The sequence below is a fragment of the Brucella lupini genome (assembly GCF_002252535.1).
GTDB lineage: Bacteria > Pseudomonadota > Alphaproteobacteria > Rhizobiales > Rhizobiaceae > Brucella > Brucella anthropi.
In genome coordinates this window covers 63,759-75,652 of sequence record NZ_NNRN01000037.1, presented here as the reverse complement: position 1 = coordinate 75,652, position 11,894 = coordinate 63,759, and the positions used below count along the sequence as shown (strand labels likewise).

Genomic DNA, 11,894 nt, shown 5'->3' with positions numbered 1-11,894 from the left:
AAAGACCAGCGAAAGGGTTAAAATATTCGACTACTCTAATTGAGTGACGCGACGATCCGTAAAGTTCAGGCGATGCGAGGCCAGTGCTTCCACAAGTCCGCGCAGTTCCGGTTCGCGCTGCAACAGATCATCGAGTTCCGTCATCTGGTTCATCGCGATCAGCCGCAGAATGTCGTCCCGGATGGTCCCGTCAGCGCGCCGGGGCAGATGGGCAACCGGCTGGATCAGTTCAACCTTCTGGCCTTTCAAGCGCGCGCGCAGGCTTTTTTCGTCGGCGTTGAGAGTCTCCACGAAAGCATAGATGCCGACGCCCTTGGCTGGCAGCGAATAAAGCGCGAGAGCTACATCCGAGACACGCGGATCAGATTTGAGGGCCGCCTGAATTGCAGGACCTTCATTGTCGATCCGGTCACCGGTGCCTTCGCCGTCCGACCAGCTGAAAATGCCGCGCGTGATGAAGTTGTAGACTTTCTTGCCTGTCGCCAGCCAGATGCGCGACGGCAGCGAACGGCGCGCCAGAATGCGCTTTTCCGTTGGTGTCATCATGTCCTTTGCGAAAGCACGCTTCTGCTTGATGAGGTGGCGAAAATCCTCATAGGCCATCAGGCGATAGAGCGCGCCACGACGACGATGCACGCTTGCAAGCTGGAAATCGATGACTGCAGCTTCACCTTCAGGCGTCATCAGCCAGTTTTGCGGTTTGGCGAGGTCGTTGTGGGTAACGCCAAGACGGCGCATATCGCGCAGGATGCGGTGCGCGGTGCGATACCATTTCGGATCGGACGGGCGCGCAAGATGCAGCGGTGTGCCTTCCGTCCAGGATCGATACAGCCCGTCCTTATCGACGGCGAGGAGCTGCGGGACACCTTCAATGCCGCGTACAGTCTTGAGGCCACGGATTTCGCGCCGGGCCAATATCCATGCCAGCGGCTTCGACCACCAGGGAGCAGCGCTTACGACACGACGGATGATACGGGTATCGGGATCGCCTACGAAATAACCGGCATGGGTTTCCGAGAACACGTCGCGCTTGAACACGGCGGTTTCGACAAAATCCGGTATTTGATCGCCTTTCAGGGGCACATCTATATTGGGGTTCTGAACCATAAGGCTCCACTAGTGGATTGCATCCGATCAATCAAGTTTGATGGCGGACAACCCTTATTGCAATCACGTGATCGAAGGCGCACAAGGAACGCACAGATTTCGTGCGGCTCATCGGGGAAATGCAGAGAATGGCACAGGGCGACGACAGCAAGCAGGCGATTGCGCAGATCATCCGGCAGGAACAGGCGCTTATTTTTCCGTCATTTGACGAGAATGAAGCATTCGCGCTTGGTCATCGCATTCGCGATATCGCCGTGAAGGAAAAGCTCGGCATTGCCACCGAAATTTCCCTGTGGGACCGGCAATTGTTTTATGCGACGACCGCCGGAAGCACAGTGGACAATCAGGAATGGTTGCGCCGCAAGTTCAATGTCGTGCGCCGCTTTCATGCTTCGACCTATCGTCTTGTTCTGGAACAGAATCGCGACGATCGCATGTTTGCTCTCCATAAAGCATTGAATGTCGAAGATTACGCGCTGGCGGGCGGCGGATTTCCGATCCGCGTTGCAGGGGCAGGCGTAATCGGCGCAGTAATCGTATCGGGGCTGCCGCAGCGCGAGGACCATAATCTGGTGATCCGCGCCGTTGCCGAGCATCTTGGACAAGACCCGGTCGCATTGGCGTTGCCTGCCGTTTGACTATGAATTTCGGAGAATGAACGATGTCGCTTGAAAATGTTGTCGCGCTTGCACGCAATGAGAACGGTATTGCAGCAGCAGTGGGTATTCTCAAGCAGCGTTTCGGTGAGCGTGCGCAGACCGGTCAGGCTATCCGCGAGCAGCACGGTCACACGACGACCTATGTACCGACACAGGCGCCGGACATCGTCATCTTTGCGGAGACTGCGCAGGAGGTGCAGGATGTTGTGCGTATCTGCGCCGAACATCGCGTTCCGGTTATCGCCTTCGGCGCCGGTTCGTCGCTCGAAGGGCAGGTGAATGCGCCCGCTGGTGGTGTCTCTCTTGACCTCACGCGCATGAACAGGGTGATTGCGGTGCACGCGGAAGATCTGGATTGCGTGGTGGAACCGGGCATTACGCGCCGGGAACTGAATGAATATCTGCGCGATACGGGACTGTTCTTTCCGATTGATCCGGGTGCCAATGCCACGCTGGGCGGCATGGCTTCCACCCGTGCGTCCGGTACGAATGCAGTGCGTTATGGGACCATGCGCGAGAATGTGCTGGCGCTGAAAGCCGTGATGCCCGATGGGCGGTTGATCGAGACTTCCAAGCGCGTGAAGAAGACGGCTGCGGGTTACGATCTCACGAGGCTGCTTGTCGGAGCCGAGGGAACACTTGGCATCATCACCGAACTGACATTGAAACTACAGGGGATACCGCAGGCGATCTCCGGCGGTATCTGTCCTTTCCCGGATGTGGATTCGGCTTGCCGCACGGTGATTGAAACCATCCAGATGGGTATCCCCGTTGCACGTATCGAGCTTGTAAACACGCTTCAGATGCAGGCGCTGATCCTCCATTCCAAACTGCCTTATGAGGCACAGCCCTATCTGTTTGTCGAGTTCCACGGCACGGAAAGCGGCGTTGCCGAACAGGCGGAATTGTTTGGAGAAATTGCTGCAGGCAATGGTGGGGGCAATTTCCAGTGGACCCACGATGCCGAGGAACGCGACCGGCTATGGCGGGCGCGTCACGACGCCTATCTTGCATCTTTTTTGCTGAGGCCCGGTTGCAAGGGTGTTTCCACCGATGTCTGCGTACCGATTTCGCGTCTGGCCGATTGCATCGGCGAGACGGAAAAAGACCTTGCCGAAACAGGCCTGATAGCACCAATTGTCGGGCATGTGGGGGATGGTAATTTCCATCTTCTCCTGCTTCTGGACACGGATGATGTGAGCGAAATGGAGCGTGCCGAAGCATTCATGGACCGATTGGCAAAACGTGCCATTGCCATGGAAGGAACCTGCACCGGCGAACATGGCATCGGGCAGGGCAAGATGAAGTATCTGGCCATGGAGCTGGGTGAAGCCACGGACTACATGCGGGCCATCAAGAAAGCGCTCGATCCAGACAACATCATGAATCCGGGCAAAATACTGATTTCCTGATTCAAATCAGCCGTTTGGACGGGTTTGCCAAGAGTTTGATTCAGGCAGGCGTGCATATCGATATGGCTGTGATGCAATTTGCCTTGTTGTCGCCGGATCGATGCCGTTATGTTGCGCAGATAAAGACAGCGTGATTCACTCTTTGTTTCGCGCTAACTTGCAATCTGTTTGACCGGAGCTGGTTCTTGGGCCGCATATTCGTCATCGTCGGCGGGCTTCTCGTGCTGCTGTTGACGGCAGCACTTGTCGTGCCGCCTTTTGTTGACTGGAGCGGCTATCGTGCCGATTTCGAGCGCGAGGCCAGCCGTGTTTTGGGGCGCCCTGTTAAGGTCGCTGGTGACGTCAGCGCACGGCTTTTGCCGTTTCCTTCTGTCGCTTTCTCCGATGTGCGCGTCGGGACCGATGCTGCTCATCCGGTGATGACCGTCGATACGTTTTCGATGGATGCCGAACTGATGCCGTTTCTGCGCGGCCAACTTCTGATTTTCGATATGCGCGTGGATCGCCCGCGAGCCACGATTTCCCTGGACAAAAGCGGTAAGGTCGATTGGGCAATCCGCCCGTCGACGCCGCTCGATCCGACGAAAATCAAGCTGGAACGGCTTTCCGTCAGTGACGGAACAATTACCCTTCGCGAAGAGGCAAGCGGTCGCAGTCACACAGCTACCGGACTCAATGCCGTGATCTCCGCAAACAGTCTTGCAGGTCCGTGGCAGGCAAACGGAAGTCTCGTTCTTCAGGGCGAAAAGCTGGCGATCGACCTTACAAGCGGCGAGGCGAAGCCGGACGGTTCGCTGCGCGTACGCGCTCGCATTTCGCCGGAGGCAATCCCAGCTACTTTCGAGACCGATGGTGATGTGACCGTGACCGAAGGTCGACTCGATTATGCCGGTGATTTTTCGCTCCGCTCTTCCGATATGGTTGCCAAGACGGCTAAGGATCAGAAAACGCCGACGGAAACGCCTTTTTTCAGTGGCGTGCGCGTAACCGGTAAATTCAAGGCGGATCGCAGTCACTTCGATGCCAGCGAATTCCGGATGGAGCAGGGGCCTGCCGACAATCCTTATGTGGTGAATGGCAAGGCATTCATCGATTATGGCGCCAAGCCGCGTTTCGAGGTCAGCGCCGACGGACAGCAACTTTTCTGGGGGCCGAATGAAGCCGCCAGCGAAGAACAATCCAGTTCTGCAATGCCGGTTGCGGATCGTATTGCGATAGCGCGTCGTGTTCTCGAACAACTGCCCATTCCGACTATACCCGGCAATGTGGATTTGCGTCTGCCTGCCGTCATTGCAGGTGGTACAACGATACGCTCAGTCACAGTGAGCGCGGAGCCTGACGGAAAGAACTGGAATATTCGTCAGTTCGCTGCTGATCTTCCGGGGCGAACCAAGGTGGAAGCCAAGGGCACGCTCTCGGTTGGCAAGGATTTTGGCTTTAAGGGTGATATGCTTGTTGCGTCGCGTCAGCCGTCCGGTCTCGCAAGCTGGCTGAACGAGACAGTTGACGATTCTGTGCGCAAACTCGAAGGCGCGGGTTTTTCAGGACAGGTCGATCTTCGCGACGGAATGCAGCGGATCGATAATTTCGAAATTGCGTTGGGAAAAACCACACTCAAAGGCTCGTTTGTTCGCGAAGTGAAAGGGTTGGCACAGCCTTCAATTGTGCTGACCTTCAATGGCGGAGCGGTGGACAGCGAAGCGCTGCAAGCTTTTACAGCCTTTTTTTCCAGTGGTGACGGGCTGGGTTTTCTCGATGGCCAATCGCTGAACCTGGCATTCAAAGCAGGGCCTGTCCGCTATCAGGACATGGAAGCGGCCAATGTCGACATGGCGCTCCGGCTGCATGACGGGCGCTTCGATTTCGACCGGCTGCTGGTTGGCGATGTAGCGGGCACGACGCTTACTGCAACAGGCACCTACGAACCCTTCTCCAATACGCCTTCCGGCTCGCTCGATGCGACGATACTGTCTGGAGATCTTTCGCGTTTCCTCTCGCTGATGGCCAACCGCTATCCCCAGCTACCGCTGTTTCATGCGCTTTCGTTGCGTGCGGCGAATTTCCCTGGGCTGTTCGAGGATAGCGAGATCAATGTCATCGCCAATGCGGTGGCGCCGTCCGTGCCTGTGGCGAACAAGACACCTGCTAAAGGCGCGGCATCCAAGGGTAAGAGTGCCCGGCCTGCTGAGGCAAACACCAAAAGTGCTCCCGGTGTCGGGGAGTTTTCGTTCAGTGTTACCGGGAAAACAGGCGGCATGAAGCTGGACCTGTCGGGCACGGCGAGCGGTGGCGAGGGTGAGGGCGAGCCGTTGCAGATGCAATTGAACGGCACGGCAACATCAGAGCAAGGCGAGGCGGTACTCGCATTGATCGGCTTGCCTGCCTTGCCGCTTGGGCTTGCTGGTGAACTTACCGCCGACCTGAGCATGCAGGGTGCGCCGAGTGCAGGCATGCGGACATTGCTCAAGCTCACGGCACCAGACGGGACGGCCACAACTGATGGTGTGATTTCGCTGGTCGGAGGGGATATCGCTGCCAGCGGCAAGGCCCAGTTGAAGTCCGCCGATCTGCAACCATTCATCGCAACGGTCGGTTTCGCGCTGCCCGGATTTGGTGAAGGTCTTTCAGCAGACCTTGCCAGCGATTTTCAGTTCGCAAAGGGTATCTTGCGGTTTCCCAATCTGACAGGAAAGCTGGATGGAGAAGATGTTTCCGCGCGGCTGGAGGCCAATTTTGCCGATAGCGGCCTGCCGCAGTTGAAGGGTGAGGCAAAGCTCGCGACGCTCGAGGTTGATAGTCTTGCTGCTATCATGCTTGGGCAGGATGCATTTGAGCCGGCAAAGCCCACCACGAAGACAATCTGGCCGCGTGGTGCATTCGCGGTCCGTCCGTCCCTGCCGTTATTGCTGGATATGAAGCTCAACGTGGCGCAAGCTCATATGGAAGGGTTCGGGACCGCTACGGAGTTTTCAACACGGCTTCTGAAGACCATGGATAGTCTTCAGTTGAACGAATTGACCGGCAACTGGGCAGGTGGATATCTGGTTGGAAACGTTTCTCTGAGCAATAGCGACAAGAATGCACTCCTCTTGACAGAGCTCAAATGGAGTGGCGCAAAGCTCAAGGATTTTTACCAGCTAGAGAACGGCTCTGCACCGCTGGGCGGTGTGGTGAAAGCTGCCGTCAATCTGAATGGTAGCGGCGAGAGCGTTGCGGCGCTGGTCGGATCGCTGGCGGGAGCGGCAAGTTTTGACGTGGAGAATTTCACCGTCGACGGTCTGGATGGCGCGGCATTGCCTGCAATGATAGCGGCGGCCGATGCAACGGGCGATCAGTTCTCCGGTTCCGACAAGCTTGCTTCCAAGCAATTTGTCGGCATTGCCGACAAGGCAACCGGGCAGGGCACATTTGCGCCAGGCAACGCGCGGTTTGACTTTACGATCAGCGGCGGTGTCGCACGTATGGCTGCGGCAAATCTGAGCGATGGAAATGCGGCTCTTCTCAGTGATCTGCAATTCGATCTGTCGACACTGGGAATTGGCGGAAACGGTACTTTGACGTTCCAGAACGGGGATGGCGCCGATACAGGTATTTCTCCGCAGGTGGCCTTTTCTCTCGGCGGTAGTTATAGCGCGCCGGAGGTGTCATTCGACAAGCAGCCGCTTGTTCAGTTCCTGACCCAGCGTGCGCTTGAACGCGAACAGGAACGTGTTGAATCCATGCAGGCGAGTTTGATGGAGAAGCAGCGCCTTCGTCGTCAGCTTGGGCTGTTCGAAGCAGATGAAGTGGAACGTGATCGTTCGCAGCGTGAGGACGAGGTGAGACGCCGTGCCGAAGCCAGTGCGCGCGAAGCGGCTCGGAAAACCGCCGCGGAAGCTCAACGGCTTGAGGCTGAGAAGCCGCAAGGCGGACCGGCAGGTGGATCGAAAGATCCTCTGGCATCGCCGGAAGGTGGTCAATCCCTCAACGAATTCCTGAAAAGTCTGGAAACGACGCCTGTGGTGCCTGTACCTCAGCCTTGAGTTATTCTGGATTTGAGCCAATCCAGAACATGAAGTCTAAGTGCGGAAGACAGATTGATTGATCGGTCACGCTTGCTGTCGACTTCTGCGATCAGAGCCGCCACGGAAAGCTCCCGTGTGGCCGCAATTTCCTCAACCAGTTCGAAAAACGGGTCTTCAAGCGTATAGCTGGTTGCGTGCCCGCGAATACTGACGGAATGTTTGCGTAAACGTCCTGACGGGGTCACTTTGTCTCGTCCGGCTTATCGTTTTTTTCCAGACGGTTCTGATCCAGAAAACGTTCCGCTTTTGTCGTCTCCGCGCGAGCGAAAGCTTTTTCGGTCTTCGTACGACCGAATTGAATACGGTTCTGGTCAGCCTGCTTTTCTTTTTCAGCGCGGGCTTTCTGCTTTTTGAACTGTCTGAGATTGACGATATCGCTCATGGAACCACGCGGAAATGTTGAAGGCTCCTGAAAAATTACCGCGTTTCGGCCCGGTCTCGCAAGCTCGTAATAGGCTGGTTCTACTTCTGCGGATCTTTGGGGTTGGTGAACCACCAGATGGCCAAGGACGCCAGAATCAGAAGTATAAGCCCAACTGTCATCTGCAGAAGCGGAAAGTTGGGTTCGTCTTTTGCCACGAAGAAAGCCGCGACAATGCCGCTTACCCACAATACTGCCTGAGCAATTGCACGAATCATCGAACTCAATCCTGAACTGGTTGCCGTCAGAACAGAGTATAAAGCGCCTGTTTGCTTTTCACCATTGATCACGATCAACAGTGAAACGGAACTGTCCAATCAAACAAACGGACGAAACCAACCGGAGTTCTGGCCCATTATTCACATGAGGATGGTGTGTGCGGAATTACTTTTTCCGGAAAGCATCCAGTGAAACAACATCGGCAGAAGGTTTGGCTTCCTTGTCGGTGCCATCATCTGCATTGTTGTCTTTGGCCGCAGCGGCTTCTTTTTCGGCTGCAGTCTTGCGCGACTTCGATTTAGGCTTTTCTACCTTCTCGACCGGTGCTTCCGTGGGGAGGATTTCGATAGGGGCTACATTGCCGCCTTCGTCATTGTCGCTTTCTGGCTGTGCGATCGCGACATCGAATTCGAGTTCGAAATTGACCGAAGGGTCGTAGAAACCACGGACGGCAGAAAAAGGTACAGTCAGCTTTTCAGGAATGTCACCGAAAGACAGACCGACTTCGAACAACTGATCCGTAACGAGCATGTCCCAGAACTGATGCTGTAAAACGATTGTCATCTGTTCGGGATATTTTTCCTTCAGGCGCGAGGAAATTCGCACACCGGGCGCTCCAGTCAGGAACGTGATGAAGAAATGATGGTTGCCTGGCAAGCCGGCTTTGGCCACTTCCGCAAGAACCTTGCGAATGACGCCGCGTAGGGCTTCCTGAGCGAGAATATCGTAACGGATTAGGTCCTGTACCATGGTTTGCTTATCCCACGGATTCGGAGGTCGATGTCAAGTTCGTTCTCGCCGGAACGGATGATATATGATCTGAAAAAGCAATAGGGCGACGCCTGTGGCGGAAAGATGTGCAATTTTTGAACGCAATAGGGTGCGCTTGCCTCTATCGACTTCCGAAGGCCATCAGGAACGTGCGTACTCCGTTGACGGCGCTCTTTTCGATGATTGCATCGTCCACACCCTGACCGGTTAGCATATGGTAGTGCGTGTCGGCATTGATGAGCGCCATTAAATGGCGTGCGGCAAGGTCCGGATCGTCGACGCGCAGATGACCATCCATGGCGAGGCGCGCCAGACGGGCTGCTATGGCCGGGATGGCTTGTGCCGGGCCTTTGGTGCTGCAAATATTGGCTGCAAGCGGCAGGTTGGTCTCATTGGCCTGCATTACCTTGCGCAGAAACGCACCGGACGAATCGTATATGCAATTCCGGCTCATGCGGATCGAGAAAGCCACCAGATCGTGCTCCAGATTTTCGCCAGTCTGGGGGAAAGTGGCCAGAACTGCGAACAGGCTCGCGTTCATACGTGCAAGCGCATCCTCGACGACGGCAGCAAGCAAAGCTTCCTTATCGCGATAGTGATTATAGATGGTTTGACGTGACACGCCCGCTTCGTTGGCAATGAGGTCTATGCTCGCGCCTTGAAATCCGTCGCGATTGAAAACACGCGCAGCAGAACACAAAATGAAGTCGCGCTTCATGCACTGTCCGGGCTTTATCACCGCGGAATTCAGGCCCTTTTCGGATACAGCACGCTTCTCGGGCAGGGCGGCCATGTCGATAATGTCAGTAGGCTTCATAACTCCAACATAAGATAGCTTGACGTTTTGGACAATGGTGTCTAATTTGACATCAGTGTCAAATCTGTTTTGACGATGCGTATAGAATGCCTTTCGCTACAGAGTTTTCAAGTGTCGGCCGTAATGGAAAACAGGTCGATATCGTCAAGATGGAACGAAAACCGGTAGCGAATACAAATATTTATCTGTCCTGTACCGATTTTGCGAGCCCGATGGCGCTATCCTCCCAAGCAAAACCGGAGATCCGAAATCGGTGCGGGAACCTCACGAAACATTGATGAAAGCGCGTCCCCCATGGCTTCCAGTCTTGTGCGCAATGCCATTGTTCTTGGCCTTCTTTCCGCCATTGGCCCATTTGCGATCGATATGTATCTGCCAGCTCTGCCCACCATTGCCGCCGATTTGCACGCGGAAACTGGTGCGGTGCAGATGAGCCTTCTGGCCTTTTTCATTGCTCTCGCGGTTGCGCAGCTTTTCTGCGGGCCGCTGTCCGATATGGTCGGGCGTAAACTTCCGCTCTATGGCGGTCTGGTCTTGTTCGGTATCGGCAGCATTGGCTCCGCCGTCGCGACCGATATAGATGTGCTCGTGCTTTTCCGCTTCGTTCAGGGGCTGGGTGCAGCAGCTGGTATGGTCATCCCGCGCGCTGTCGTGCGAGACCTTCACACAGGTATCGAGGCAGCGCGTCTGATGTCGCTTCTGATGCTGGTTTTCTCCATTTCGCCGATTCTGGCGCCGCTGACCGGTTCCGTCATCATCAGCTTCTTTGGCTGGCGTGGTGTTTTCTGGGCGGTTCTGGTCGCTGCCGTTATTGGTATCATCCTGGTGGCCACTGCACAGAAAGAGACGCGGACGGCAGAGGCCAGGCTTGAAAGCAATCTGGGCAGCGCCTTGCGCGGCTACGGTCGTCTGCTTAAGGATCGCTATTTCCTCGGACTGGTCTTTGTTGGCGGCTTTGGCATCGCGTCCTTCTTCGTCTATCTCGCCAACTCGTCCTTCGTGCTTATCGACCATTACGGCCTGACGCCGACGCAATATGCCATCGCGTTTTCGGCCAATGCAGTATCGTTCTTCGGCGTTTCGCAGTTGAACGGCTGGTTGGGGGCACGCTTCGGGCTTCGCCGCGTCATGCGATTCGCCGTTTCCGGATTTGCAGCGGCAATGCTCGCCATGTTCGCCGCCGCACTCATGGGGCATCAGTCGCTTTGGTTGATCGCAGGCTTCCTGTTCGTGGGCTATGGTTTCCTTGGCCTTGTCATCCCAACAACGGCGGTGCTGGCTCTGGAAGACCACGGCGAGATTGCAGGAACTGCTTCTGCGCTGATGGGTACGCTGCATTTCGTGATTGGCGGCGTTGCCATTGGTGTGACAGGCTCGTTCTTTGACGGAACGGCTGTGCCGATGGTCGGCGGAATTGCCGGTTGTGCGCTCACGGCCTTCGTGCTGACGCAGATCGTTCTTTCGCGCAAGGCAAGTGAACTTGATACGGAAGCCGCCGCTGCATAAGTAATGTGAAAGGGAAAGTGGAGGCTTCTGTTGCCAGGTGCCTCCGAACCCCGCCTTAAGGGGCTAACCCTAAGGACTTTAGAGTGGGTTTCCCGCACCGCCATTAGGCAGCGAGAGCATAACCCTGAGCTTTGTTGTCATTTGCAACTACTCAATTGACCCGATAACGGTGGTATCATGCCGAGTAAAAGAGCGATCTTTACACCCTTGTCGATCCTGTTTCGCCCCCACCACAATACAAACCGATAGGCTGATTTGTATTCTGGTGGAGGCGCCGGGTACCGCCCCCGGGTCCAATGGGTTTATTACACCGTCCATTTATCACCATAGTCAGCTTGCGCCGACACGCCGTATATAGGCGCGGTTGATCATGATTGGAAGAGGGTGCGTAGTTTTTAACGGGTTTTGCCAATAGGCTCCCGACAACCAGCCCTTGTGTTCATTTTTCATTGACAGCCTGCATTTGCTGGTCAATCCTCGCAACATATCGGGGTCGGCAAGTAAATTCTTATATAGCCGGATTCCGTGGCTGAAACGGGGTGCTGATACCCCATTCGAAGGAGAGTGGATATATGAGTGAATATCTCGCGGATGTCCGTCGCTACGATGCCGGTGCCGATGAAGCTGTAGTCGACAAGATCGTCAAGCATCTGGGTATTGCGCTGCGCAATCGCGATTCCTCGCTCGTTTCGGCAACGGACCCGGAAGAATTGAAGCGCGTCCGCACCAATTGGGTTGCCAAGAAACTCGGCGTTGATGATGAAGCCAAGGGTGACGAAGTCGTCGCGCATGTTGCGGAAGTCATGAAGGGTGATCGCAACAAGAATCGCGTTACCTTCTATTATCTGGTCGCCAAGCAGCTCGGAAAACTCGGCGGCCTTTGATCCACAGCGATCTGGTGAATCCGAAGCCCCGGTG

Annotated in this window: 11 protein-coding genes and 1 other RNA gene; 5 read left to right on the top strand and 7 right to left on the bottom strand. The window is 55.6% G+C overall.

Features of this window, described 5'->3' with window-relative positions; all coding sequences use genetic code 11:
* Nucleotides 1-30 precede the first annotated feature (30 nt).
* Nucleotides 31-1,107, bottom strand: a complete 1,077-nt coding sequence (locus tag CES86_RS05970; RefSeq protein WP_012091767.1) for a serine/threonine protein kinase — start codon at nucleotides 1,105-1,107, stop codon at nucleotides 31-33.
* A 128-nt stretch (nucleotides 1,108-1,235) separates the two neighbouring features.
* Between CES86_RS05970 and CES86_RS05965 the strand changes: the two genes are divergently transcribed.
* The 3 genes from CES86_RS05965 (at nucleotide 1,236) to CES86_RS05955 (ending at nucleotide 7,200) form a co-directional block, all read left to right on the top strand.
* Nucleotides 1,236-1,745 carry a heme-degrading domain-containing protein gene (locus CES86_RS05965; RefSeq protein ID WP_012091768.1) on the top strand — a complete coding sequence of 170 codons (510 nt, stop codon included), beginning with the start codon at nucleotides 1,236-1,238 and terminating at the stop codon, nucleotides 1,743-1,745.
* A gap of 23 nt (nucleotides 1,746-1,768) precedes the next feature.
* Nucleotides 1,769-3,178, top strand: coding sequence for an FAD-binding oxidoreductase (locus CES86_RS05960; protein WP_094513902.1), 1,410 nt, complete (start codon nucleotides 1,769-1,771; stop codon nucleotides 3,176-3,178).
* Nucleotides 3,179-3,363: 185 nt separating this feature from the next.
* Nucleotides 3,364-7,200 carry an AsmA family protein gene (locus tag CES86_RS05955; protein ID WP_094513900.1) on the top strand — a complete coding sequence of 1,279 codons (3,837 nt, stop codon included), beginning with the start codon at nucleotides 3,364-3,366 and terminating at the stop codon, nucleotides 7,198-7,200.
* On the opposite strand, the gene CES86_RS05950 is transcribed toward CES86_RS05955, so the two are convergent.
* The 5 genes from CES86_RS05950 to CES86_RS05935 all read right to left on the bottom strand — a co-directional run bounded on the left by CES86_RS05950 (nucleotide 7,191) and on the right by CES86_RS05935 (nucleotide 9,470).
* Nucleotides 7,191-7,427 (bottom strand): ribbon-helix-helix domain-containing protein, encoded by a 237-nt coding sequence (locus tag CES86_RS05950; protein WP_094513898.1) that lies wholly within the window; start codon nucleotides 7,425-7,427, stop codon nucleotides 7,191-7,193. The two genes, CES86_RS05955 and CES86_RS05950, sit on opposite strands and share 10 nt — an antisense overlap.
* A complete protein-coding gene (locus CES86_RS05945; RefSeq protein WP_094513896.1) occupies nucleotides 7,424-7,624 on the bottom strand; it encodes a DUF4169 family protein in 201 nt (66 codons plus the stop codon). The genes CES86_RS05950 and CES86_RS05945 overlap by 4 nt, the downstream gene beginning before the upstream one ends.
* A gap of 80 nt (nucleotides 7,625-7,704) precedes the next feature.
* Entirely contained in the window at nucleotides 7,705-7,881 is a 177-nt protein-coding gene (locus CES86_RS27455; protein ID WP_010659756.1) for a hypothetical protein, read from the bottom strand.
* Nucleotides 7,882-8,047: 166 nt separating this feature from the next.
* Nucleotides 8,048-8,632, bottom strand: coding sequence for an SspB family protein (locus CES86_RS05940; RefSeq protein ID WP_094513895.1), 585 nt, complete (start codon nucleotides 8,630-8,632; stop codon nucleotides 8,048-8,050).
* Between the two features lie 142 nt (nucleotides 8,633-8,774).
* On the bottom strand, nucleotides 8,775-9,470 hold the full coding sequence (locus tag CES86_RS05935) for a TetR/AcrR family transcriptional regulator (protein ID WP_094513893.1): 696 nt from the start codon (nucleotides 9,468-9,470) through the stop codon (nucleotides 8,775-8,777).
* 294 nt (nucleotides 9,471-9,764) lie between these two features.
* Between CES86_RS05935 and CES86_RS05930 the strand changes: the two genes are divergently transcribed.
* The gene (locus CES86_RS05930; RefSeq protein WP_010659759.1) at nucleotides 9,765-10,976 is read left to right on the top strand and encodes a multidrug effflux MFS transporter; all 1,212 of its coding nucleotides are present in this window, start codon (nucleotides 9,765-9,767) and stop codon (nucleotides 10,974-10,976) included.
* Nucleotides 10,977-10,992: 16 nt separating this feature from the next.
* On the opposite strand, the gene ssrA is transcribed toward CES86_RS05930, so the two are convergent.
* Nucleotides 10,993-11,360: a transfer-messenger RNA gene (ssrA, locus tag CES86_RS05925) on the bottom strand.
* 188 nt (nucleotides 11,361-11,548) lie between these two features.
* Here ssrA and CES86_RS05920 point away from each other — a divergent pair.
* On the top strand, nucleotides 11,549-11,860 hold the full coding sequence (locus CES86_RS05920; RefSeq protein ID WP_010659760.1) for a DUF2853 family protein: 312 nt from the start codon (nucleotides 11,549-11,551) through the stop codon (nucleotides 11,858-11,860).
* Nucleotides 11,861-11,894: the final 34 nt, after the last annotated feature.